At 71.0% G+C, this 22,995-nt stretch carries 22 protein-coding genes; 13 read left to right on the forward strand and 9 right to left on the reverse strand.

The genetic code is table 11. The features are described 5' to 3' along the window. Window positions 1-76: 76 nt before the first annotated feature. Window positions 77-1,183, reverse strand: a complete 1,107-nt coding sequence (locus ABT034_RS24815) for an endonuclease/exonuclease/phosphatase family protein (RefSeq protein WP_351218761.1) — start codon at window positions 1,181-1,183, stop codon at window positions 77-79. Between the two features lie 123 nt (window positions 1,184-1,306). Here ABT034_RS24815 and ABT034_RS24820 point away from each other — a divergent pair, with 123 nt between their 5' ends. The 7 genes from ABT034_RS24820 to ABT034_RS24850 are packed head-to-tail and all read left to right on the forward strand — an operon-like array spanning window position 1,307 to window position 9,162. Next, a complete protein-coding gene (locus ABT034_RS24820) occupies window positions 1,307-2,419 on the forward strand; it encodes a glycosyltransferase family 2 protein (RefSeq protein ID WP_351218763.1) in 1,113 nt (370 codons plus the stop codon). Continuing rightward, the gene (locus tag ABT034_RS24825; protein ID WP_351218765.1) at window positions 2,416-3,540 is read left to right on the forward strand and encodes a lysylphosphatidylglycerol synthase domain-containing protein; all 1,125 of its coding nucleotides are present in this window, start codon (window positions 2,416-2,418) and stop codon (window positions 3,538-3,540) included. Before ABT034_RS24820 ends, ABT034_RS24825 begins: the two co-directional genes overlap by 4 nt. Continuing rightward, entirely contained in the window at window positions 3,527-4,927 is a 1,401-nt protein-coding gene (locus tag ABT034_RS24830; protein WP_351218767.1) for an aspartate aminotransferase family protein, read from the forward strand. Before ABT034_RS24825 ends, ABT034_RS24830 begins: the two co-directional genes overlap by 14 nt. Then, complete coding sequence (locus tag ABT034_RS24835; RefSeq protein ID WP_351218769.1) at window positions 4,921-5,943, forward strand: NAD-dependent epimerase/dehydratase family protein; 1,023 nt, start codon at window positions 4,921-4,923, stop codon at window positions 5,941-5,943. Before ABT034_RS24830 ends, ABT034_RS24835 begins: the two co-directional genes overlap by 7 nt. A gap of 11 nt (window positions 5,944-5,954) precedes the next feature. Beyond that, window positions 5,955-6,851 carry a UbiA prenyltransferase family protein gene (locus ABT034_RS24840; RefSeq protein ID WP_351218771.1) on the forward strand — a complete coding sequence of 299 codons (897 nt, stop codon included), beginning with the start codon at window positions 5,955-5,957 and terminating at the stop codon, window positions 6,849-6,851. Between the two features lie 32 nt (window positions 6,852-6,883). Then, a complete protein-coding gene (locus ABT034_RS24845) occupies window positions 6,884-7,891 on the forward strand; it encodes a glycosyltransferase (protein ID WP_351218773.1) in 1,008 nt (335 codons plus the stop codon). Then, complete coding sequence (locus tag ABT034_RS24850; protein ID WP_351218775.1) at window positions 7,888-9,162, forward strand: endonuclease/exonuclease/phosphatase family protein; 1,275 nt, start codon at window positions 7,888-7,890, stop codon at window positions 9,160-9,162. Before ABT034_RS24845 ends, ABT034_RS24850 begins: the two co-directional genes overlap by 4 nt. A gap of 20 nt (window positions 9,163-9,182) precedes the next feature. On the opposite strand, the gene ABT034_RS24855 is transcribed toward ABT034_RS24850, so the two are convergent. From ABT034_RS24855 to ABT034_RS24870, 4 genes are all read right to left on the reverse strand, one after another. Beyond that, a complete protein-coding gene (locus tag ABT034_RS24855; protein WP_351218777.1) occupies window positions 9,183-9,932 on the reverse strand; it encodes an AfsR/SARP family transcriptional regulator in 750 nt (249 codons plus the stop codon). Between the two features lie 25 nt (window positions 9,933-9,957). Next, on the reverse strand, window positions 9,958-10,218 hold the full coding sequence (locus ABT034_RS24860; RefSeq protein WP_351218779.1) for a hypothetical protein: 261 nt from the start codon (window positions 10,216-10,218) through the stop codon (window positions 9,958-9,960). Between the two features lie 73 nt (window positions 10,219-10,291). Then, window positions 10,292-10,519 (reverse strand): hypothetical protein, encoded by a 228-nt coding sequence (locus ABT034_RS24865; protein WP_351218781.1) that lies wholly within the window; start codon window positions 10,517-10,519, stop codon window positions 10,292-10,294. A 324-nt stretch (window positions 10,520-10,843) separates the two neighbouring features. Then, a complete protein-coding gene (locus ABT034_RS24870) occupies window positions 10,844-11,608 on the reverse strand; it encodes a GntR family transcriptional regulator (RefSeq protein ID WP_351218913.1) in 765 nt (254 codons plus the stop codon). Between the two features lie 284 nt (window positions 11,609-11,892). On the opposite strand from ABT034_RS24870, the gene ABT034_RS24875 reads away from it, so the two are divergent. The 4 genes from ABT034_RS24875 to ABT034_RS24890 all read left to right on the forward strand — a co-directional run bounded on the left by ABT034_RS24875 (window position 11,893) and on the right by ABT034_RS24890 (window position 16,743). After that, window positions 11,893-13,188, forward strand: a complete 1,296-nt coding sequence (locus ABT034_RS24875) for an extracellular solute-binding protein (RefSeq protein WP_351218783.1) — start codon at window positions 11,893-11,895, stop codon at window positions 13,186-13,188. A 138-nt stretch (window positions 13,189-13,326) separates the two neighbouring features. Continuing rightward, on the forward strand, window positions 13,327-14,349 hold the full coding sequence (locus tag ABT034_RS24880; RefSeq protein WP_351218785.1) for a carbohydrate ABC transporter permease: 1,023 nt from the start codon (window positions 13,327-13,329) through the stop codon (window positions 14,347-14,349). Next, the gene (locus ABT034_RS24885; RefSeq protein ID WP_502973043.1) at window positions 14,346-15,212 is read left to right on the forward strand and encodes a carbohydrate ABC transporter permease; all 867 of its coding nucleotides are present in this window, start codon (window positions 14,346-14,348) and stop codon (window positions 15,210-15,212) included. Before ABT034_RS24880 ends, ABT034_RS24885 begins: the two co-directional genes overlap by 4 nt. Window positions 15,213-15,219: 7 nt before the next feature. After that, the gene (locus tag ABT034_RS24890; RefSeq protein ID WP_351218787.1) at window positions 15,220-16,743 is read left to right on the forward strand and encodes a glycoside hydrolase family 3 protein; all 1,524 of its coding nucleotides are present in this window, start codon (window positions 15,220-15,222) and stop codon (window positions 16,741-16,743) included. 115 nt (window positions 16,744-16,858) lie between these two features. Here ABT034_RS24890 and nagB read toward each other — a convergent pair whose 3' ends face one another. Both nagB and ABT034_RS24900 read right to left on the reverse strand, forming a co-directional pair. Next, complete coding sequence (nagB, locus tag ABT034_RS24895; protein ID WP_351218789.1) at window positions 16,859-17,644, reverse strand: glucosamine-6-phosphate deaminase; 786 nt, start codon at window positions 17,642-17,644, stop codon at window positions 16,859-16,861. Window positions 17,645-17,873: 229 nt separating this feature from the next. After that, window positions 17,874-18,662, reverse strand: coding sequence for an SDR family oxidoreductase (locus tag ABT034_RS24900; protein WP_351218791.1), 789 nt, complete (start codon window positions 18,660-18,662; stop codon window positions 17,874-17,876). Between the two features lie 83 nt (window positions 18,663-18,745). Here ABT034_RS24900 and ABT034_RS24905 point away from each other — a divergent pair, with 83 nt between their 5' ends. Next, window positions 18,746-19,372 (forward strand): TetR/AcrR family transcriptional regulator, encoded by a 627-nt coding sequence (locus tag ABT034_RS24905; protein WP_351218793.1) that lies wholly within the window; start codon window positions 18,746-18,748, stop codon window positions 19,370-19,372. A 367-nt stretch (window positions 19,373-19,739) separates the two neighbouring features. After that, entirely contained in the window at window positions 19,740-21,206 is a 1,467-nt protein-coding gene (locus ABT034_RS24910; RefSeq protein ID WP_351218795.1) for a sensor histidine kinase, read from the forward strand. 204 nt (window positions 21,207-21,410) lie between these two features. Here the strand turns inward: ABT034_RS24910 and ABT034_RS24915 are convergent, their stop codons facing one another. Both ABT034_RS24915 and ABT034_RS24920 read right to left on the reverse strand, forming a co-directional pair. After that, on the reverse strand, window positions 21,411-21,668 hold the full coding sequence (locus ABT034_RS24915) for a WhiB family transcriptional regulator (protein WP_003953983.1): 258 nt from the start codon (window positions 21,666-21,668) through the stop codon (window positions 21,411-21,413). A 318-nt stretch (window positions 21,669-21,986) separates the two neighbouring features. Beyond that, window positions 21,987-22,955: a diacylglycerol/lipid kinase family protein gene (locus ABT034_RS24920; protein ID WP_351218797.1), complete on the reverse strand. Its 969-nt coding sequence runs from the start codon at window positions 22,953-22,955 to the stop codon at window positions 21,987-21,989. Window positions 22,956-22,995: the final 40 nt, after the last annotated feature.

Consider the following 22,995-nt stretch of genomic DNA (forward strand, 5'->3'; position numbering starts at 1 on the left):
CGGGGGCCGGGGGCTCGGCAGGGGGTCGGGTCCGGGCCGGGGCGGGACTGTTCCCGGCCCGGCCCGGCCCCGCGCCTCAGTCCGCCGGGGACACCACCAGCTCCTGGCCCTTGTGGTCGGAGAGGCCCGCGGCGGAGGCCAGCGCGTAACGGTGCACGCGCAGGTCCTCGTCCGTGAACGTCCAGTCCAGCCGCCACAGCGGGAGGCCGCCGACGCCCCAGGTGCCCGGCAGGAAGGACGACGAGGCCGGCAGCGTGTCGCGGAACGCCTCCCGCAGCCCCTTCAGGTCACCCATGGCCGGGGTCGTGTTGAAGTCCCCCGAGATGAGGAGCGGGTGGGGGTTCGCGCGGGCGTCGCTCAGCAGCGCCGCGAAGTGCTCCTTGCGTACGGGATCGGTGTCGCGGACCACGCCGTAGAAGGCGGGGCTGAACCAGCTGCGCTCGATGTCCAGCTGCACCGGGACGTGCACGTTGTAGAACGACACCACCGTGCCGGCCACGTCCACATCGGTGCGCAGCACCTTGTTCCACTCGAACCGCTCGCGCCAGGACGCGGAGCCCTCCGGCGCCCGGCCCGGGCCGACCGGGGGAGCGGCCACCACCGGATGGCGCGAGAGCGTGACCAGCTCCCCCCGCGCCACGAGGTGGTAGCCGGGGAACTCCGCCCGCAGCCGGGCGAGCCGGTCGATCTCCTTGTGCTTGCCGTCCTCCCAGGCCAGATGCTCCTGGAGCAGGTAGACGTCGGCGTCCTTGGACCGCAGATGGCGGTGGAACGCGTCCGGGTCGTCGGTCGTGTCCCAGTACAGCGTGTTCCACGAGAAGACCTTGAGCGCGTGCGCGGGGGCCGGGCCGGGCCCGCCGCCTGGGAGCAGCGCGCCCCAGTGGAGCCCCGCCCTCCCGGCCCCCGCCACCAGGAGCACCGAGAGGGCCGGGAGCAGCCACCGCCGGGTGCGCCCGCGGGTCACGGCGCACGCCAGGGCGGACAGCACGAGGGGTACCGCGACGAAGGCCGGCGGCGGCATCAGATCCGGCAGCAGCCACAGCCACCACCGGCCGCTCAGCAGCTGCCCGAGGGCGACGAGAAGCGCCCAGGCGACCGCCGCCCCGATCACGAGCCGGGTGGCGCGGGGTCTCTCGCGTGACGGCCGGTTCGGGGCGCGTACGGGCTTCAGGGGAACGTTCACGACCGGGGACGCTAGCAGCGCCCAACTCCCTTTTCGCTCGGCGCCGTTGGCCGTCTCGGACTGCGAGAAGCCGCGATACGTGATCGATATCCGATCCATACGCGGACCCGGTGTGCTCTTCCCATGACGCAAACCGTGTCGGTCGTCATACCGGCCTACAACTCCGCACGCACCCTCGACGCCTGTCTGAGATCCGTCCTCGCCCAGACCCACCCCGTCCACGAGGTCATCGTCGTCGACGACGGCAGCACCGACCGGACCGCCGAGATCGCCCGGACCCATCCGTGCGTCCTGATCGGCGGCGACGGCAACCGCGGTGTCTCCGCCGCCCGGAACGCGGGAATCGCCGCCGCCACCGGCGACGTCCTCTTCTTCCTCGACTCCGACGAGGCGCTCACCCCGGACTCGGTGGCCAACGCGCTGGAGATCCTGCGCGAGGACCCCGCCTGCGGCTGTGTGCACGGTGTCATCGCGCCCGAACCGCTCTTCGACGACGGGCCCGTCGAGTGGTACAAGACGCTGCACGCGTACTGGTGGCGCGCCCGGGGCGCCGGAGTGGTGGAGACCGCGTTCTTCGCCCAGGCGGCCGTGCCGCGCGAGGTCTTCGACCGGCTCGGCGGTTTCGACGAGCGGCTGCGCGACTCGGAGGACCTGGAGTTCAGCGACCGGCTCGCCCCGCACTACCGGATCATCCTCACGGAGCGGGTGATGGCACGCCACGACGAGGAGCACCGGCTCGTCCCGCTGCTCTCGGAGACGTACCGCCGGGCCCTCCTGCTCGTGCCCGCGCTGCTCTCCGCCCGCGCCGGCGGGCGGAGCAACCTGACGGCCAACAGCCCCGCGTCCGTCCTCGCCGCGGCCCTCTGCCTCGGCTCCGTACCGCTGCCGATCCTCGCGCTCCTCCTCTCCGCCCCGCCCCCGGCCGCTCCCCTCCTCGCGGCCCTGCCGGTGGCCGGGCTGCTCGCCTTCTGCCTGGCCAACCTCGGTCTGTTCGGCTTCGCGGCCCGCCGTAGGGGCGCCTCCTTCGTCCCCTTCTTCGCCGGAGTCCACCTGGCCAACCACGCGGCGCTCCTCGTCGGCGCCGCGCGGGGCGCACTTCGCGCACTCACGCCCGCCCGGCGACGTACCTCCGGGCGCCGCAACGATGACGGGCCCCGCACCTCCGCCCGGCCCCGCGCCTCCGCCCGGCCCCGCACCGACGACCGGCGCTCCACCGAGCGGGCGGTGGCGCGGTGACGGTGTGGCTGCGCAGACTCCTCACCCCGGTCGTCGTGGCCGCCGCCCTGATCGGGGTCTACCTCCTCCTGCGGGGCGAAGGCCCCAAGGTCGTGGAGGCGTTCGCCCACGCCGACGCCGTCCCCCTGATCGCCGCCTCGGTCGTCGCCAACGTCGCAGGCCTGGTCCTCGCCGTGCACGCCTGGCGGGTGCTCATCCCCGGCGACCACTCCATCCGCGGCCTGCGCGCGGCGAAGATCTACTTCCTCGGCCAGCTCAGCAAGTACGTGCCCGGCCGGGTCTGGGGCGTCATCACCCATGTGGCGCACGGGCGGGAGGCCGGTGTCCCCGGTGCCCAGATGACCTCCGCCTATGTGCTGAGCCTCGCCCTGACCCTGCTCACCGGCGCCGCCGTCGGCCTGGTCGCGGCCCCCGCCGCGCTGCCGGGCCACTGGATGTGGCTGTGCCCGCCCGCGCTCCTCTTCCTGGCCGGAGTCGTCCGGCCCGCGCTGATCACCCGGCCGGTCACGGCCCTCGCACGCCTTGTGAAGCGGCCGGTCGTCCCCCCGCCTGACCGTGCGGTCCGCAGGGCCGTCCTGCTCGCCATCGCCTCCTGGACGGCCTCGGGCCTCCACCTGTGGTTCCTGCTCCTGGCCGTCGGAGCACCGCCCTTGGCGGGGCTCGGCGCGGCGGTCGGCGGCTTCGCCCTGGCCACCGCGATCAGCAGCCTCGCGCTGGTCGTCCCCGACGGCTGGGGCGTGCGCGAGCTGACCCTCACCGCCGCCCTGTCCACCGTCCTGCCCGGCGGCCTGGCCGCCGCGGCCGCGATCGCCAGCCGGCTTGTGTGCGTCGTCGCGGAACTCGCCAGTTCGGCGGTCGTCCTGGCCTGGTCGCGGACCAGGTCGGCCGGTGAGGCCAGGGCCTCCCGGGAGGCCCTGGAGGGCAGGGCGGCCGGTGAGGCCGGAAAGGCCCGGGAGGCGCGTACTCCCGCGACAGCGAGTACAGCCCCCGCTCCCCGCCGCGCCGCCCCCGCCCCCGACCCCCTCTCCTTCCCCGCCCTCCTCGTCGCCCCGATCACCCGCCCCACCCCGATCACCCACACCACCGCCCCGATGGGAGACCACGCCCGTGTACACCCTTGACGACGCCGAGAAGTTGCAGGTCGACGAGGTCCACGACCTCTACCGCCGTTACGTGAACAAGAGCCAGGTCTCCCTCATGACCTCGTTCGGCTTCGGCCGCGAGCTCGTCCGCAGCGCCGAGGGCGCCTACCTCACCCTCGACGACGGCAGGCGGATCCTCGACCTGACCGGAGGCGTCGGCGTCCTCAACCACGGCCACAACCACCCCCGCATCCTCGCCGCCCGCGAGCGCTTCGCCCGCGACCGGCGCATGGAGGTGCACAAGACCTACTTCTCGCCCTACCTCGCCGCCCTCGGCCACAACCTGGCCGAAATCCTCCCCGGCGACCTCAGCATGGCGTTCCTGCCGAACTCGGGCGCCGAGGCCGTCGAGGGCGCGGTCAAGCTTGCGTACAAGTTCCACAACGGCAAGCGGAGCACCGTGCTGCGCGCGGACTGCGCCTTCCACGGCAAGCTCCTCGGCTCGGGCGGTCTGACCGGCCAGGCCCAGTTCGCCTTCCCCACCATCCCCGGTGTGGACACCTTCCGTTACGGGGACCTCGACTCCGTCCGCAGGGTCGTCGCCGCCCACCGGGGCGACGTCTACGCCCTCCTCATAGAGCCCTTCAGCGCCTCCACGATCCAGTGGTGCTCGGAGGAGTTCCTGCGCGGCCTGCGCGAGATCTGCGACCGCGAGAAGATCGTGCTGATCTTCGACGAGATCTACACCGGCTGGGGCAAGACCGGCAGCCTCTTCCACTTCATGCGTTACCCGGGCCTCATCCCCGACGTGCTCACCACCTCCAAGTCGTTCGGTGGCGGGAAGTCGTCCATCTCCGCCTTCGTCGCCCGCGAGCCCGTCTTCCGCAAGGCGTACGACAACCTCGGTGACTCCCTGATGAACTCCACCTCCACCACCTACTACGGCTTCGGCGAGGAGTGCGCCACCGCCCTCGAAGCCGTCAACATCGCGGTGGAGGACGACTACCCGGCGCGGGCCCGCGCCCTCGGAGCCGTACTCGAACCCGGTCTCGAACGGCTCGCCAAGCAGTACCCCGACGAGATCGGCCGCGTCGCGGGCGCCGGCGCCCTGTGGGGCGTCTTCATCGAGGGCGGCCCCCGCATCCTCGACCTGGTCGCGAAGCTCGCGCCCGGCGGGATGGCCCGCGACCCCCGGTTCAAGACCAAGCTCGTGACCTGCGCCGTGATCAACGCGCTCTACGAGGACCACGGCATCTTCACGTACTACACGCTCAACGGCGACAACCCCCTGATCATCGGCCCCTCCCTGGTCACCGGACCCGAGGAGGCCGAGCGCGCGATCGACGCCCTCGACGACGTCCTCGGCCGGGGACTTACCGGTCTCGTGGCCCGTTTCATCAAGCAGAAGGTGAGCTCCCAGTGGTGATCACGATCACCGGCGCGGCCGGCATGCTCGGCTCCCGCCTGGCCGAACGGCTCCTCGCCGAGGGCCACGACGTGCGCGGCGTCGACCTCAGGCCCGGCCCCGGCGTCCTGCTGACCGGCGACATCCGCGACCGCGAGCTCATGGACCGGGCCCTCGACGGCGCCGACGTCCTCGTCCACGCGGCGGCCGCCCTGCCCAGCTACCCCGACGAGCAGATCCGCTCCATCATCATCGGCGGTACGAAGAACGTCTTCGCGGCCGCGGCGGCCGCCGGCACCCCCCGCGTCGTGCACATCTCCTCGACCGCCGTCTACGGTCTGCCGACGATCGTGCCCACGCCCGAGGAGTACCCGCGCGAGCCGGTCGACTGCTACAGCCGCGCCAAGGCGTCGGCCGAGGAGATCGCCGAGCGGTACCGCGCCGAAGGCATGTGCGTCCCCATCCTCCGGCCCAAGACCTTCGTCGGCCCCGGCCGCATGGGCCTGTTCTCGATGCTCTTCGAATGGGCAGAGGAAGGACGCAACTTCCCCGTCCTCGGCAAGGGGAACGTCAAGATCCAGATGTTCGCCGTCGACGACCTCGTCGACGCTGTCGTCACCGTCCTCACCGCGCCCGACGACGTCGCCAACGACACCTACAACCTCGCGGCGGCCGAGTTCGGCACCATCCGGGAGGACTTCCAGGCGGTCCTCGACGCCGCAGGCCACGGCAAGCGGGTCATCGGACTGCCCGCCCGCCCCGCCCTGGCCCTGCTCAACGTCCTCCAGCGGGCCAAGCTCTCGCCGGTCTACGGCCGGCTGCTGCACAAGCTGATGGACGACTCCTACGTCAGCATCGACAAGGCGAAGGCACAACTCGGCTTCACCCCGCGCCTGTCGAACGCCGACGCCGTCCTGCGCACCTACGAGTGGTGGCGCACCGCCCGCCACACCGCCCCGAAGGCGGGGGCCACCGGCCGCACGAGCCGTGACCCGTGGAGCCAGGGCCTCCTGTCCACCGCGAAGATCTTCTTCTGAGAGGCCGTGCCATGACCCAGCTCACCGGACACACCCGTGCCCCGGCGGCGGTACGGCCAGGAAGGCTGCCCGCGCCGATCGCCCTGCTCAGACCCGGCCAGTGGCCCAAGAACCTGCTCGTGGTGCCCCTCGCGCTGCTCGGCGGCGGCGTCGACACCACGACCCTGGTCCGCGTCGCCCTCGCCCTGGGCGCCTTCATCCTCGCCTCGTCGCTCGTCTACGTCCTGAACGACATCGCCGACGTGGAACGCGACAAGCGGCACCCCGTCAAGCGCCACCGCCCCCTCGCCTCGGGGCGCATGAGCACGGCCTCCGCCGCGACCACGGCCCTCGTGCTCGGCGCCCTGCTCGTCCCCGCCCTGCTCACCCTGGGAACCGGGTCGGCCCTGGTCGTCCTGCTGTACCTGGCCGTGAACGGCGCGTACAGCTGGAAGCTCAAGCACCTTCCGCTCCTGGACGTCTTCGTCGTCGCCACCGGCTTCGTACTCCGCCTCCTCGGCGGTTACGAGGCCGCCCACCGCCCGGTCGAGATGTGGCTGGTGCTCACCGTGCTCGCGTCCTGCCTGGTCCTGATCCTCGGCAAGCGGCGGCACGAGCTGAGCGTCGCCGGCACCGGGCACCGGCCGGCGCTCGTCGGCTACTCGGCCCACTTCCTCGACCTGGTCCTGGTGCTCTGCTCGGCCCTGACCCTGTTCGGATATCTGCTCTACCTACGCACCGAATCGGGCTTCGGGCAGTACGCCCTGCTCACCGTGGTCTGCGCGCTCTTCGCCCTCTTCCGCTACCTCCAGATCGTGATCGTCGACGGTGGCGGGGGAGAGCCCGTCAAGACCCTGTTGCGCGACCGGGTGATGGTCGTCAACTCCGCCGTCTGGGGCGCGCTCCTCGTCCCCCACCTCGCCACCTGACCGCTCCCCCCTCAACCTCACCGAGGATTCCCATGTCCGAACCCCTCGTGTCGGTCGTCGTCCCGATGTATAACGACCGGCCCACCATCGACCTCTGCCTGCGGTCCGTACGCGAGCAGACGTACCCGCACATCGAGGTGATCGTCGTCGACGACGCCAGCACCGACGGCTGCGCGGAGATCGCCGCCACCCACCCCGTCCAGCTCGTCCGCGTCCCCGAGAACGGCGGCCCCGGCTCCTCCCGCAACGAGGGCGTCCGCCGCTCCAAGGGCGAGATCGTCTTCTTCCTCGACGCCGACCTGACCATGCACCCGGAGGCGGTCGCCCAGGCCGTCGCGCTCTTCGACGAGAACCCGACGTACGGCGCGGTGTTCGGCATACCCGACAAGGAGCCGCTGTTCGAGGAGCCCCTCGTCGGCCAGTACCGCATCCTCCAGTACCACTACTGGCGCAAGAGCGCCGAAGGCCTGGTCAGCGGAGGTTTCTACGCGCTTGGCGCGGTCCGCAGGTCCGCCTTCATGGAAGCCGGCTGGTTCAACACGGCACTGCGGCAGACCGAGGAGATCGACCACGCGGAGCGGCTCGCCGCCCGGTGGCCCATGCTGCTCACGTCCCGCATCAGGGGCCGGCTATCCGACGAGAACCGGATGCGGCCCCTGCTGCGCAAGGCGTTCGTCCGCAGCCGCTTGCGAGTGCCGTTCTACTTCGACCGGGGCCGGGCCATGCAGGGCATGGAGACCGGGGGCCGGGCCGTCGCCTCGGCGCTCGGCGGCCTCGCCGTCGCGGCCCTGCCGCTCGGCCTGCTGCACCCGGCCGGATGCGCGGTCACGCCGGCCGCGCTCGCCGGGTCGGTCCTCGCGGATCTGGGCCAGTACCGCTTCGTGCTCCGGGAGCGGGGGCCGCTGTTCACGGCCTTCTTCACCGGAGCCCAGGCGCTCGTGAACACCGCCGTCATGGCCGGTCTCGCGACCGGGCTCGCGCAGTACGCGGCGAGCGCGCGCTTCCGACGGATGTACGAGCCGCGGGGGAGCCTCGCATGACCACCGCGGAGGCTCCGGACACGGCGGAAGCCCGGGATACCGCGGAAGCCCAGGGCACCGCGGAAGCCCGGGACACCGAGCGGGCTTCGACGGTGATCGGGGGCGGTGCGCCGTCCCCGGCCGGTGAGGGGCCGCCCGGACGCGGCCGCCGTGCCGCCCGCCGGCTCCGCCTCTGGTACGGCCGGACCGTCCTCGGTCTCGCCGTCCTCTGGCTGCTGTTCGCCGTGGTCCGGTGGCTGGTGAGCGGCCGGTGGCACTGGTCCCTCATCCTGGACGTCGCACCGCCCCTCTTCCTCACCGGCATCCCGCTGACCCTCCTGGTGGCAGGCGCCGCCGCCTGCGGCCGCCGCCGACGGCTCGCCGCCGGCGTCTCGGGAACGGCCCTCGCGCTCGCCCTCACCACCGGCTCCGGCTTCAACTGGCCCGCGCTCTGGCGCGATCCGGGCCCCGTGCCCCCGGACGCCCTGCGGGTGGTCTCGCTCAACACCCAGTACTGGGCCATGGCGACCGACACCGACCGGCTGTTCGCCCTCCTCCACGCCCGCGACGCCGACGTCTACCTCCTCCAGGAACACGTGGGCTGGACCCCCGGCCTCGGCGAGGACGGCTACTGGCGGCTCGACGACGACGCCGAGCTGCGCCGCGAGTTCCCCGGCTACCACATCGCCCGCCGCAGCGAGCTGCTCACGATCTCCCGCTACCCGATCCTGTCCCAGACGCCCGTGGGCCCCGGGCCCCGGCTCACGTACGGCAGGAAGCCGGCATTCGGGCAGGAGTTCGCGCGGGAGAAGGTGCTCCGCACCGACCTCGCGGTGCGCGGCCGGGTGCTGAGCGCGTACAACGTGCACATCACCGTGCCGCTGGCGCTCGACAACCTGAACCTCTTCTCGGACTTCGACCACGACCCGTACCTGCGCCGCAAGCACACCTGGCGCCAGGAGGAGTTGCGCGGCCTGGAACGCGACGTGGCCACCAACCCCCACCCCGTACTGATCGCCGGTGACTTCAACGCCACCGACTCCATGCGCTCCCTCGACGGGGTGCGTGCGGTGGCCGAGGACGCCACCCCCGCCCACCCGGACTTCCTGCCGCTGAGCTGGAAGTTCGCGGCCCTGGGGGAGTTCGGGGACAACGTCTTCAACCAGGACCTGCCGTTCTTCCGGATGGACTGGGCCTTCACCAAGGGCGCCACCCGCGTGCACCGCTACGAGTTCCTGCCGACCGACGGGGTGTCCGAGCACCGGCTCCAGGAGCTGCGGATCACCGTATGAACGGCGGCGCGGCGACCGGTTCAGGCGGTGAGGTACTCGCCGAGCAGGATCGACCGCTCCAGGGCGCCGAGCTTCGGGCCTGGTTCGATCCCCAGCTCCTCGACGAGGGTCAGCCGCACGCGCCGGTACGCGGCCAGCGCCTCGGCCGTCCGCCCGGCGCGGTGCAGGGCCAGCATCAGCTGGGCGTGCAACTGCTCCCGGAAGGGGTACGTCGCGGTCAGGGCCAGCAGCTCGCCGATGACGTCCTCGTGGCGGCCGAGGTCCAGTTCGAGGGCCAGCCGCTCCTCGATGGCCCGGATCCGCAGTTCCTCCAGGCGCCGGATGCCGGGGTCCAGGGCCCGGCTCGTCTGCCCGGCCAGCACGGGGCCGTTCCACAGGGCGAGGGCGTTGCGCAGTTCCAGTACGGCCTCGGCGCGGCGGCCGCCCCCGGCGAGCACGCGGGCGCGCTCCACGCGGGTCTCGAACACCGCGGCGTCCAGGTCGTGCGGGCCGAGGCGCAGCCGGTAGCCGTACGAATGGGTCTCGATGAGTTCGGGGGCGCCGGCTGCGGCGAAGGCGCGGCGCAGCGTGGAGACGCAGATGCGGATCTGGGTGCGGGCGCTGGCCGGGGGGTGGGGGCCCCAGACGGTTTCGACGAGGCCTTCGACGGAGACGGCCCAGTCGACCTCCAGCGCGAGGGCGGCCAGGACGGTCTGGGTCCGTCGGCCGCCGAGGGGCACGGGGCGGTCGTCGACGGTGGCGCGGAGGGGGCCCAGGATATGGACGAACACGGCTGAATTCCCCGTTCAGGAGGGTTCACAGGAGTCTGCAGTCGGCGATGCCGTAGCCGTCGAGCTCGGGGGAGCGCCCCAGCATGCGCAGGCAGATGCCCAGCGCGCGTCCGACCGCCTCGAGTTCGTCGGGGCAGTCGAGGCACAGCGCGATCCGGACGGAGCGGTCCGCGACCAGCGCACGAGCGGTCTCGACGGGGTCCGTCGGCTCGACGGACCGGTACAGCGCCGCGAGGACGCCGCTGGGGGTGGGGTGCTCGGTGACGGTCGGGGCGGACGCGGACATCGAGATGCCGATGAGGAAGATGGCGGGTCCTGCGGGAGAAGGGGCGGTCTCGTGGAGGCGGCGGGCGGGGTGCTCAGCCCCACGAGAAGCCGTCGGTGGAGGCGGTGGCGGCGGTGGGTGCCCCCGTCGTTTCGGTGGCCGGTTCGGTGGCCGGTTCGGTGGCCGGTTCGGTGACCGCGTCGGCGGCGAGGACCCGGGCCGGCGGCGTCGTACCGGCGGACGGTCCCGCGGTGGCGAGGATCGCGCCGAGGACGGCGAGCGGGGCGGCGGCGAGGACGAGACGGCGGGCGGAAGAGCGCATGACGGAGACACCTCTGGCGAGTTCGGGATTCGGTGGGATGGTGTCGATGACCCCTTGGCGGGGCCCTTTCGACACGTTCAAGAATCCTCGTACGAGGGGGTGCTGTCAGCGCTCGGCCACTGGCAGCAACCGCCCGGTCGTTAGGCGCCACCGGGGGAGCCGCCCCCGGGGGCCGGGCCCACCAGCGGGTTCGCGGGGGGTGTCACGTTCCTGCCGTGCACAAGGTGCCGAGGCGCGCGGACTCCGAAACACGGAACGAGGGGGGCCGCCGATTCCTCGGCGGCCCCCCTCGTCCCACTGCGGCCCGGCGCGCGGGCCGTCCGTTCAGCCGTTGGGGCGCTTGAGGCGCGCCACGAACTTGTACCGGTCGCCGCGGTAGACGGACCGTACCCACTCCACCGGCTCGCCGTCGGCGTCGAGCGAGTGGCGGGAGAGCATCAGCATCGGCAGGCCCACGTCCGTACCGAGCAGCCCGGCCTCGCGCGGGGTGGCGAGGGAGGTCTCGATGGTCTCCTCGGCCTCGGCGAGGTGCACGTCGTAGACCTCGGCGAGCGCGGTGTACAGCGAGGTGTACTTCACGAGGGAGCGGCGCAGGGCGGGGAAGCGCTTCGCCGACAGGTGGGTGGTCTCGATCGCCATCGGCTCGCCGCTCGCGAGCCGCAGGCGCTCGATGCGCAGCACCCGGCCGCCGGCCGAGATGTCGAGCAGCCCGGCGAGGGTGTCGTCGGCGGTGACGTATCCGATGTCGAGGAGCTGCGAGGTGGGTTCGAGGCCCTGGGCGCGCATGTCCTCCGTGTAGGAGGTGAGCTGCAGGGCCTGCGAGACCTTGGGCTTGGCCACGAACGTGCCCTTGCCCTGGATGCGCTCCAGGCGGCCCTCGACGACCAGCTCCTGGAGGGCCTGGCGGACGGTGGTCCGCGAGGTGTCGAACTCGGCGGCGAGTGTGCGCTCGGGCGGGACCGGCGTGCCGGGCGGCAGGGTCTCCGTCATGTCGAGCAAATGCCGCTTGAGTCGGTAGTACTTGGGCACGCGCGCGGTGCGGGTGGGGGCCCCACCCTCCGTCTCCGTGCTGCCCGCGTCCGTGGCCATGGCCTGCCTTCCCGACTCCTGTGCTGCTGCCGTCACCGGCTCCTCCGTCTGTAGCGGCTCACATGGTGGCACGGACCGGTCACGGGTCGTCGCCCTACCTCAGGTGTCGGTCCGATAACGGACGCGACTGCCCTTCTTATACACCCTTGACACCCCTAAAGGTCTAGGCCAAGCTCCGGGTACTGGTCTAAACCATTAAAGACCAGGTCCCAGCCCCACGAGCACTACCCGACGTATGTCTTCGCGCGGTGGGCAGGGGTTGCAGCATCCCTGAGGAGGGTGGCGTGAAGCGCAAGCTCATCGCGGCGATCGGCGTCGCGGGCATGATGGTCTCTATCGCGGCGTGTGGTTCCGACAGCGACAAGGGCAAGGACGGCGCCAAGGCGTCGGCCGGGGGCGACAAGACGCTGACGGTCTGGGTCATGGACGGTTCCGCTCCGGACCCGTGGATGGCCGAGGTGAACAAGGCGTTCGAGGCCAAGCACCCGGGCGTCAAGGTCAAGGTCGAGAAGCAGATCTGGAACGGCATCCAGGAGAAGGTCACCACCGCCCTCTCCGAGGACACCCCGCCGGACGTCCTGGAGCTCGGCAACACCCAGACCGCGGGCTACGCGGTCACCGGCGGTCTCGCCGACCTCTCGGGTGACAAGGCCACGCTCGGCTACGACGCCTGGAACAAGGGCATGGTCGCCTCCAGCGAGCTGGACGGCAAGCTGTACTCCGCCCCGTGGTACGCCGCCAACCGCGTCGTCGTCTACGACAAGGCCGCCTTCAAGAAGGCCGGGGTCACCCCGCCGAAGACCCGCGCCGAGTGGATCGACGGCCTGAAGAAGCTCAAGGCCTCGGACCCCAAGTCGCAGGCGATCTACCTGCCGGGCCAGTCCTGGTACGTCCTCGCCGGCCTCATCTGGGACGAGGGCAGCGACCTCGCCGTCAAGGACGGCGAGCAGTGGAAGGGCAACCTGTCCTCCCCCGAGGCCGCCACCGCCATGAACTTCTACAAGGAGCTGGCGTCCTACTCCACCGCTCCGAAGGACAAGGACGAGGCGACCCCGCAGCAGTCCACCGACATCATCCCCAAGGGTGGCGTCGCGTCCTGGATCGGTCTCGGCTGGGAGGCCGGCGGCGCGATCGACGCCATGAAGAAGGCCGGCAAGACCGCCGACTTCGGCTACTTCCCGATCCCGGGCAAGACGGCCGACAAGCCGGGCTCCGTCTTCCTCGGCGGCTCCAACCTCGCCATCGCCGAGCGCTCCAAGAACAAGGACCTCGCGAAGGAGTGGCTGGCCCTCGCCGCCGGCAAGGAGTTCATGACGAAGTACGCCGCCGCCACCGAGGGCGCGCTGCTTCCGAACACCGACTCCGCGCAGTTCAAGCCGGCCGCGGGCTCCTTCGCCGAGGCCATGGCCCTCTCGTCCGCCTCCGGCAAGGTCACCCCGGTGACCCCGGGCTGGGCGAACGTCGAGACCGCCCCGAACCCGATCAAGGACTACATGACCAAGGTCCTGAAGGGCGCGGACGCCAAGTCCGCCGGTGAAGCGGCCGACAAGGTCATCAACGAGCGCATCAACCAGCAGTAATCCGTAGCCCGGTGGTGCGGCCGGTAGCGCACCGGCCGCACCACCGGCGCTTTTGCAGCGATGCAGTGATCAGCGGCCCGCTCCCCCGGGCCGTGCCCCGGTGGGCGCGGGAGCCCCAGAACCGCGAGGAATAAGACCATGACCGTGGACTCCCAGGGGACGGCGACCGCCGGTCCCCAGGACGCGCCCGGGAGGGCGGCAGAGAAGTCCCAGACTCCGCCACCCCCTTCGGGCCCGAAGGAAGTCCTTCAGCCTCCGCGCGGCAGACGCTCCCTGCCCAGCGGGCTGCTGCCGTACCTGCTCGTCGCGCCGGCCCTGCTCTCCATGGCGGTGCTGCTGCTCTACCCGCTGGTCCGCAATGTGCTCCTCTCCTTCCAGCAGCTCAACCGGAAGGAGTTCATCACCCGCGAGACGGTCTGGATCGGCTTCCAGAACTACACCGACCTCCTCGGCGACTCGCACTTCTGGTCCGTCGCCGTCCGAAGCGTCGTCTTCACGGCCGTCAACGTCGCCCTCATCATGGCGATCGGCACCGGCATCGGGCTGCTGCTCAACCGCCTCGGCAAGAAGATGCGGCTGGTCCTCTCGCTGTCCCTGATGTTCGCCTGGGCCATGCCGATCATCGCGTCCGTCACCGTCTTCCGCTGGCTCTTCGACGAGCAGTTCGGTGTCGCGAACTGGGTGATGCGCACCCTCGGCTTCTCCGGCTACGAGCAGCACAACTGGTTCGAGACCGGCTTCTCCACCCTGGTCATCATCCTGCTCCTGCTCGTCTGGGGCTCCGTCCCCTTCGTCGCCCTCAACATGTACGCGGGCCTGACCACCATCGGGTCCGAGCTGTACGAGGCCGCCAGGATGGACGGCGCCAGCGGCTGGCGGACCTTCTGGGCCGTGGTCTTCCCCAACCTGAAGTCCTTCTTCATGATCACCACGTTCCTGGAGATCATCTGGATCTTCAAGGCGTTCGCCCAGGTCTACGCGATGAACCAGGGCGGCCCCGACCGCGGCTCCGAGACCCTCCCGGTCTACGCCTACATCGAGGGCGTCGGCCAGTTCCACTACGGTGTCGCCGCCGCCATCTCCATCCTGACGATCGTGATGCTCATCGCGGTCATGTCCTTCTACTTCCGCCTGATCCTGAAGCAGGAGGAGGAGCTGTGAGCACCACCACCCAGACTCCGCAGAAGCTGCGCACCAGGAAGCCGCTCACGGTCGGCACGGTCGCCAAGAACGTCAGCGCCCTCGTGATCGCGGTGGTGTTCGTCTTCCCCGTCTACTGGATGTTCTCGTCCTCGCTGAAGCCGCAGCACGAGATCATGACGAAGGACCCCGTCTTCGTCTTCACGCCGACGTTCGAGAACTACACGACGGCGACCGGCGTCGACCTCTTCTGGACGTACGTCACCAACAGCCTCATGGTCACCATCGGCGCGGTGCTGCTCGCCCTCGTCGTCGCCCTGGCCGCGAGCTTCGCGATCGCCCGCCTGAGGTTCAAGGGACGCAAGGGCATCGTCCTCATCGTGATGATGGCGCAGATGGCCCCCTGGGAGGTCATGGTCATCGCGATGTACATGATCTCCCGTGAGAACGACATGCTGAACAGCATCCCGATGCTCACGCTCATCTACTTCGTCATGGTCCTCCCCTTCACGATCTGGACCCTCCGCGGCTTCATCGCCGCCGTCCCGGTCGAACTGGAGGAGGCCGCGCAGATCGACGGCTGCACCCGCGCCCAGGCGTTCCGCAAGGTGATCTTCCCGCTGCTCGCCCCGGGCCTGATGTCGACCTCGCTCTTCGGCTTCATCACCGCGTGGAACGAGTTCGCCATGATCCTCATGCTGAACAAGGACAGCGAGTCCGCGACCCTGACGCTCTGGCTCACCAAGTTCCAGACCGCGTTCGGCAGCGACTGGGGCGCCACCATGGCCGCCTCCACGCTCTTCGCACTCCCCGTGCTCCTCGTCTTCCTCTTCCTCCAGCGCAAGGCCGTCGGCGGCATGACCGCCGGCGCGGTGAAGGGATAAGGGCTCCATGACCACACTCGTACACGGCACGGACACCCTGACCCGTGACGCGCTCACCGTGCTCCAGCCCGGCTTCGTCGGCACCACCGCGCCCGACTGGCTGCTCCGGCGCATCGGCGAGGGTCTGTCGTCGGTCGGCCTGTTCGGCCGGAACATCGTCAGCCCCGAGCAGCTCACCGCGCTCACCGCGCAGCTGAGGGCCGAGCGGGACGACGTCCTCGTCGCCATCGACGAGGAGGGCGGGGACGTCACCCGCCTCGAGGTCAAGCAGGGTTCGTCCTTCCCCGGCAACTACGCCCTCGGCAGCGTCGACGATGTCGAGCTCACCCGGGCCGTGGCCCGCGAGCTCGGCCGCCGGCTCGCCGCGTGCGGTGTCGACCTCAACTGGGCGCCCTCCGCCGACGTCAACTCCAACGCCGAGAACCCGGTCATCGGCGTCCGCTCCTTCGGGCCGGACCCGGACCTGGTCGCCCGGCACACCGTGGCGTACGTCGACGGCCTCCAGGGCGTCGGGGTCGCGGCCTGCACCAAGCACTTCCCCGGACACGGCGACACGAACGTGGACTCCCACGACGCCCTGCCCCGGATCGATGTGGACCTCGCCACACTGCACACCCGTGAGCTGGTGCCTTTCCGCGCCGCCGTCGCCGCGGGTACCAAGGCGGTCATGAGCGCGCATATCCTGCTCTCCGCGCTCGACCCGCACCGCCCGGCCACTCTGAGCCCGCAGATCCTCACCGGTCTGCTCCGCCAGGAACTGGGCTTCGAGGGGCTGATCGTCACCGACGGCATGGAGATGCAGGCCGTCGCGGCGACGTACGGCATCGAGCGCGGTTCCGTCCTCGCCATCGCCGCGGGCGCCGACGCCATCTGCGTCGGCGGCGGGCTGTGCGACGAGGACACCGTGCTGCAGCTGCGCGACGCGCTCGTCAGCGCGGTACGGACCGGTGAACTGCCCGAGGAGCGGCTGGCCGACGCCGCGGCGCGCGTGCGCGCCCTGGCGGCCTGGACCCAGGCGCACCGGGCCAGGGGGGCTGGGTCGGGGCCGGGCGCGGCAGTGCAGGAGGGGACCGCGCCCGGCGCCGACATCGGACTCGTGGCGGCCCGCAGGGCCCTGAAGGTGACCCGGGGGGAGCGGCCCCACGCACCGATGACCAGCGCTCCCTACGTGGCCTCCTTCACCCCGATCGCGAACTTCGCGGTCGGCGACGAGACGCCTTGGGGCATCGCGGCGGAGCTGGGGCGGCTCCTCCCCGGCACGGAGACCGGCTCGTACGACCAGCCCTCCGTGGACGCCGTCCTGTCCGCCGCGGGGGAGCGGCGGATCGTGGCGGTCGTACGCGACGCCCACCGGCACCCGTGGATGACCGAGGCCCTGGACGGCCTGGTCGCGGCCCGCCCCGACACCGTCGTGGTCGAGATGGGCCTCAACGAGGCGGAGCCCCGCGGGGCCCTGCACATCGCCACCCACGGCGCGGCCCGGGTCTGCGGCCGCGCGGCCGCGGAGGCCGTCGTCGGAACCGGCGCCTGACCGACGCCAGACCGACGCCTCCGACTCCCGTCGTACGCGAAGGGGCCCGGCACCTGAACAGGTGCCGGGCCCCTTCACTGTCCCCAGGGGAATCCGGGCGGTTCAGGCACCCTGCTCAGATGCCCTGCCAGGCGGGCTTGTTGGCGTAGGTGTGGCGGAAGTAGTCGGCGAGCTTGAGCTTGGAGGCGGCGGCCTCGTCGACGACGACGGTGGCGTGGGGGTGGAGCTGGAGTGCGGAGGCCGGCACGAGTGCGGCGATGGGGCCTTCGACGGTCTGGGCGACGGCTTCGGCCTTGCCTTCGCCGGTGGCGAGCAGGACGAGGTGGCGGGCTTCGAGGATGGTGCCGATGCCCTGGGTGATGACGTGGTGCGGGACTTGTTCGATGTCGTTGTCGAAGAACCGCGCGTTGTCGACGCGGGTCTGCTCGGTCAGCGTCTTGATCCGGGTGCGGGAGGCGAGCGAGGAGCAGGGCTCGTTGAAGCCGATGTGTCCGTCGGTGCCGATGCCGAGGATCTGGAGGTCGACGCCGCCGGCTTGGGTGAGGGCCTTGTCGTAGGCCTCGCAGGCGGCCTGGACGTCGTCGGCGGAGCCGTCGGGGCCCATGAAGGCGTCGGGGGAGAGGCCGAGGGGTTCGACGACCTGGCGCAGGACGGTGGAGCGGTAGGACTCGGGGTGGCCGGCGGGCAGGCCGACGTATTCGTCGAGCTGGGCGATCCGGGCCCGGGAGGCGTCCACGGATCCGGCCCGGACCTGGGCGGTCAGGGCGTCGTAGATGGGGATCGGGGTGGATCCGGTGGCCACGCCGAGCAGCGCGTCGGGCTTGCGGCGCAGGAGGTCGGCGATGCCGTCCGCGATGAGCTCGCCGCCTGCCTTGGCGTCCTTGACGATGACAACTTCCACGCTGTGCCTGCCGATCTGATGAGGGGCTGCTGAAGGACCGTGGTATAGACCAATCTAAGGTCAAATCTAGCAGAGGAGGGGCCTGCCCCTCATGCCGTTCCGCTCCCCGGGACGCCCCCGCCGCCTCCATCGTCGGCCGCCCCCGTCCCCCCAGCCACTCGAACCGCGAAGGCCCCGCCTACCCCGCCTTCGACAGCGCCGAACCGCCCCTCTCGCCGCCGCCGAGACCTCAGGCCAGAGAGCCTCCCGTCGCGTCGATCCAGTGGCCCGTCACCCAGCGGGCGTCGTCCGAGGCGAGGAACGCCACCACGTCCGCTATCTCCGCCGGGGTGCCGACCCCGCCGAGCGCCGAGAGTGCCGCGGCCCCCGCCCAGGCCTCGTCGTCGCCCCGCAGCCAGGCCGCGTTGATATCGGTGTCCACGATCCCCGGCGCCACCGCGTTGACCGTGATCCGGCGCGGCCCGAGGACCTTCGAGAGATAGCTGGTGAACACGTCGAGCGCGCCCTTCGACATCGCGTACGCGATCGTCTCCGGCATGACGGCCGCCTTGCTCAGGCCCGTCGACACGTTGATGATCCGTCCGCCGTCCCGGAGCCGCTCCGCGCCCTGCTGGGCCAGGAAGAACGGGGCCTTCGTGTTGACCGCGAAGATCCGGTCGTACTCCTCCTCCTCGATCGTCGCGAACGCGTTCCTCGCCGCGATCCCGGCGTTGTTCACGAGGATGTCCAGGCCGTCCGCGACCTCGTCGAAGGCCGCCCAGAGCGCCGCCGCGTCCCCCGGCGTCCCCAGCTCCCGCCCGATCGCGAAGGCCTCGCCCCCCGCCGCCTCGATCGCCGTGACCGTCTCCTTGGCCGCCGTCTCGTTGCTCCCGTAGTGCACCGCGACCCGCGCCCCCTCGCGACCGAGCCGCTCGGCGATCCCCCGCCCGATGCCGCGGCTGCCACCCGTCACGAGTGCCGTCTTCCCCGCCAGCTTCCCGGCCGTCTGTCCCGTGGTTCGTCCTGCGAGCACGCCCATGACGACGCCCCCCTCATTTCTGTAGCGGTCGTTATGTAAAGACCGTACCCCACTTCCGTATCGGACGCTATAGAATTCACTCCATGGTGAGGACACAGCGCGGCCGCCCCCGCTCCTTCGACCGGCTCACGGCCCTGGAGCAGGCCACGATGGCCTTCTGGGAGCACGGCTACGAGACGACCTCCGTCTCCGACCTCACCCGCGCCATGGGCATCAGCGCCCCCAGCCTCTACGCGGCCTTCGGCGACAAGAAGACGCTGTTCGAAGAGGTCGTCGAGGCCTATGCCGGCTCGTACGGCTCGTACGGCGGCCGGGCCTTCGCGGAGGAGTCCACCGCCCGCGGCGCCATCGGCCGGATGCTCGACGAGGCGGCCGGACTCTTCACGGAGCCCGGCCACCCCCGCGGCTGCCTGATGATCTCCGCCGCGACCAACTGCTCGACCCCGGAGGTCGAGGAGTCCCTGAGGGCGCGCAGAAACGCCAACCTGGCGTCCTTCGAGGCCCGCATCCGCCGTGACGTCGAGACGGCCGAACTGCCCGCGGACACCGACGCCCGCGCGCTCGCCCGCTTCAGCGGCGCCGTCCTCCAGGGCATGTCCCAGCAGGCCCGCGACGGGGCGACGGCGGAGGAACTGGCGGCCGTGGCCGAGACGGCGATGCGGGCGTGGCCGGCGGCCCCTGTGCGCGCACCGGCGGAAGCAGGCCCGTAAGCAGCCCGCGTACGCAGGCCCGTAAGCGGCCCCCGTGCACAGCCCCGTAAACACCCGCGGGCCGCGGCGCCTGGCGGGACCCTCAGCCCGCCCGGCACCGCAGCCCGGAGTTGCTCCGGCCGGGGGTGTGCGGTCCCTCGGCCGTTGTGGGAGGTCTCGACGCAGTCAGGGCAGAGAGCGTCGGGTACCTCGTTCCATCCTCCTGTGCGGGGAGGATGGAGGTCTGTAGCGTCATTGTGGACTAGACCATTCTTGTCTGTCCATCCACACGTACGCGGTCGTTCATGGCCCATCCTCCAGCACGAAGGCCCGGAGATCCAGGTTCACCGCCTCTTTATTCCGCAGGTACGCTCGCACAGTGCCCTCCATGAACGACCTCGTCCGCCAGCACACCGCCCTGAGCGACTCCGACCTCGAGTGGCTCCACCTGCTGGTGTCGGAGTGGCAGCTGCTCTCCGACCTCTCCTTCGCCGACCTCGTGCTCTGGGTTCCGACCCTCGACGGCACGCGGTACGTCTCCGTCGCCCAGATGCGGCCCAACACCGGCCCCACCTCCTACCAGGACGACATGGTCGGCCACCTCGTCCCGCGCGGCCGCCGCCCGCTGCTCGACGCCGCACTCGACGAGGGCAGGATCGTCCGGGAGGGCGATCCGGAGTGGCGCGAGGAGGTGCCGGTACGGGTCGAGTCCATCCCCGTCCGCCGTGAGGGCCGGGTCCTCGGCGTCATCGCCCGCAACACCAACCTGCTGACCGTCCGTACCCCCTCGCGGCTCGAACTCACGTACCTCCAGTCGGCCTCCGACCTCGCCCAGATGATCGCGGCCGGCACCTTCCCGTTCCCCGGCGAGCAGGTCGACATGGACTCCTCGCCCCGCGCCGGCGACGGCCTCGTCCGCCTGGACGCCGAGGGCGTCGTCCAGTACGCCTCGCCCAACGCCCTCTCGGCGTACCACCGGCTCGGTCTCGCCGCCGACCTCGTCGGCCAGCACCTCGGCCAGATCACCACCGAACTCGCCCCCTCCCGCGGCCCCGTGGACGAGGCCCTGGTCACGCTCGCCTCCGGCTACGCGCCGCGCGAGTTCGAGGTCGAGGGCAACGGCGGAGTGATCCAGCTGCGGGCGATCCCGCTCAAGCCCAAGGGCACCCGCATCGGTTCGCTCGTCCTGCTCCGGGACGTCACCGAACTGCGTCGCCGCGAGCGCGAGTTGATCACCAAGGACGCCACCATCCGGGAGATCCACCACCGGGTGAAGAACAACCTGCAGACGGTGGCCGCCCTGTTGCGCCTCCAGGCCCGCCGGATGGACTCCGACCAGGGCCGCGAGGCCCTCAACGAGGCCGTACGGCGCGTCGGTTCGATCGCCATCGTCCATGAGACGCTGTCCCAGAACCTGGACGAGCGGGTGGAGTTCGACGAGATCGCCGACCGGGTGATCGCGATGGTGGCCGAGATCTCACCGGGCAGGGTCACCTGCCGGCGCAACGGCCGCTTCGGCATTCTCGACGCCGAAGTCGCGACCCCGCTCTCCATGGTCCTCACCGAGGTCCTGCAGAACGCCCTGGAGCACGCGTTCGCCCCGGGCGACGAGGGCGCCGTCGAGGTCACCGCCGTCCGTGGCGAGTCCAGGCCCGAGGCCCGGCTCCTGATCACGGTGCAGGACGACGGCCGGGGTCTGCCCGAGGGCTTCGACCCGCAGCGCGCCGGAAACCTCGGCCTCCAGATCGTACGGACCCTGGTGGAAGGGGAGTTGGGCGGATCCTTCGACATGGTGCCGGGCGCGGGGCGCGGCACGAAGGTGGTCCTCGACATTCCCGTACAGCCGCAGAAGTAGGACGCGACGGCACAAGTAGGGGCCCGGCGGCGGAAGCAGGACACCGCGGCGGGGTAGGGCACTGCGGCGGACAGCAGCGAGCCCCGGACCGAAGGAGATCGGTCCGGGGCTCGAATGCTGTGGGTTACTGCTGCGCGCTGCGACTCAAGGGCGGTGATTGCACACGCGATGTGTGCGCCGCTGGCCTCAGGCTGTCGGTGGGCGTCAGGCGCTGGCGTTACGCGCCCGGTTGCGAGCGGCACGGCGCTTCATCGCGCGGCGCTCGTCCTCGCTGAGGCCACCCCAGACGCCGGAGTCCTGGCCGGACTCGAGCGCCCACTGCAGGCACTGCTCCATGACGGGGCAGCGGCGGCAGACGGCCTTGGCTTCCTCGATCTGCAGCAGCGCAGGACCGGTGTTGCCGATGGGGAAGAACAGCTCGGGGTCTTCCTCACGACAAACGGCGTTGTGACGCCAGTCCATGGCTGCTACCTCTCTAGGGTGTTACAAGCTGGTTGCTTGTGAATGTGAACGCTTTCACGAATCCCCCCGCAAGGGAAGGGCCGACTGCCAGATGAACTGGTGTGGTCCTAAGACTGAGGAGGGGTTCTGGCTCTCAGTGGAGGCCGGTGTTGCGGGCCGTCCCGATCGCCAAGAAGAGACTCCCAAACCCCAGCAACGGATACAACCCCTTCCGGAAAGTTTTTTTTGATTCCTCGGTGTCGGCTAGGTCACAGCCGTACTTCTAAGGGGTGGATGCGCGCCTAAACGTTCGAGTGAAAGGACTTTGGGCCCTTCCGCTCACACAATCACACGCAGTGCACGGCGTACGCCTGTGAACGTCACGCTCGTACGCAGTCCGAGGTGGTCTCCGTCCATCTGGAGGGGGAGGGGAACCTTCGAATGCAAGGTGAAGTCGGTCAGGTCGTGCAGAGATACGGCGTGCTTGCCACGCGGGCCCCGCTCCGGGGTCGAGGTGAGCAGCTGGGTGGCGTAACGGGCCACCGCGGGGGTGGAGAGACGGCGCAGTCCGAGCACGTCGAGCGCGGTCTCGAAGGAGGCCTCCGGGGACGCGTACACCGGACGATTGCCCAGGTAGGTCCAGGGGGAGGTGTTGCAGATTATGGAGAGGACCAGGTTCTCGACCGGCTCGGCGCCGGGGCGCTCCAGGGTGATCGTGCCGTGCCGGCGGTTCGGGTCCTCGAGGAACTGGCGGGCCACCTGGCGCAGATAGAGGGCGTGCGTGGATCTCTTTCCGCGCTCCCTCTGCTGTTCGACCCGGCCGATGACGCTGGCGTCGAAACCGAGCCCGGCGCAGAAGGTGAACCAGCGGGACGGGACGGACTCGTCCTCCGTGCCCGGCGTCCCCGAGGCGAGACCGAGGCTCACCGTGCGTGCCCGCCGCTCACGCAAAGCGTCGAGCAGGGCGCCGGTCGCCTCCACGGCGTCGTTCGGAAGGCCGAGGGCGCGGGCGAACACGTTGGTCGAACCGCCCGGGACCACCGCGAGTCCCGGCAGCCGGTCGGGATCGGGCCCGCCGTGCAGCAGGCCGTTGACGACCTCGTTCACCGTGCCGTCGCCGCCGAGGGCCACGACGAGATCGATGTTGCCGGCGTCGGCGGCATGCCGACCGAGGTCCCGCGCGTGCCCGCGGTACTCGGTGGTGACGGCCTCCAGCTTCATCTCGCTCGCGAGCGCGTGGATGAGCACGTCACGGGTGCGGGCACTGGTGGTGGTGGCTGCCGGGTTGACCACGAGAAGTGCGCGCATGAGCTTCAGCGTACCTACCCGGCGGTACCGGGCCCACTCC

The sequence above is a fragment of the Streptomyces sp. NPDC002773 genome (genome assembly GCF_040295605.1).
Lineage (GTDB): Bacteria > Actinomycetota > Actinomycetes > Streptomycetales > Streptomycetaceae > Streptomyces.

Bases quoted from the DNA above. Each gene is read 5' to 3' on its own strand.
- ABT034_RS24905 (WP_351218793.1), top strand. From the start codon at position 18,746: ATGGTGAGGACACAGCGCGGCCGCCCCCGCTCCTTCGACCGGCTCACG.
- ABT034_RS24820 (WP_351218763.1), top strand. From the start codon at position 1,307: ATGACGCAAACCGTGTCGGTCGTCATACCGGCCTACAACTCCGCACGC.
- ABT034_RS24880 (WP_351218785.1), top strand. From the start codon at position 13,327: ATGACCGTGGACTCCCAGGGGACGGCGACCGCCGGTCCCCAGGACGCG.
- ABT034_RS24920 (WP_351218797.1), bottom strand. From the start codon at position 22,955: ATGCGCGCACTTCTCGTGGTCAACCCGGCAGCCACCACCACCAGTGCC.
- ABT034_RS24900 (WP_351218791.1), bottom strand. From the start codon at position 18,662: ATGGGCGTGCTCGCAGGACGAACCACGGGACAGACGGCCGGGAAGCTG.
- ABT034_RS24865 (WP_351218781.1), bottom strand. From the start codon at position 10,519: ATGCGCTCTTCCGCCCGCCGTCTCGTCCTCGCCGCCGCCCCGCTCGCC.
- ABT034_RS24870 (WP_351218913.1), bottom strand. From the start codon at position 11,608: ATGGCCACGGACGCGGGCAGCACGGAGACGGAGGGTGGGGCCCCCACC.
- ABT034_RS24910 (WP_351218795.1), top strand. From the start codon at position 19,740: ATGAACGACCTCGTCCGCCAGCACACCGCCCTGAGCGACTCCGACCTC.
- ABT034_RS24850 (WP_351218775.1), top strand. From the start codon at position 7,888: ATGACCACCGCGGAGGCTCCGGACACGGCGGAAGCCCGGGATACCGCG.
- ABT034_RS24890 (WP_351218787.1), top strand. From the start codon at position 15,220: ATGACCACACTCGTACACGGCACGGACACCCTGACCCGTGACGCGCTC.
- ABT034_RS24915 (WP_003953983.1), bottom strand. From the start codon at position 21,668: ATGGACTGGCGTCACAACGCCGTTTGTCGTGAGGAAGACCCCGAGCTG.
- ABT034_RS24860 (WP_351218779.1), bottom strand. From the start codon at position 10,218: ATGTCCGCGTCCGCCCCGACCGTCACCGAGCACCCCACCCCCAGCGGC.
- ABT034_RS24845 (WP_351218773.1), top strand. From the start codon at position 6,884: ATGTCCGAACCCCTCGTGTCGGTCGTCGTCCCGATGTATAACGACCGG.
- ABT034_RS24840 (WP_351218771.1), top strand. From the start codon at position 5,955: ATGACCCAGCTCACCGGACACACCCGTGCCCCGGCGGCGGTACGGCCA.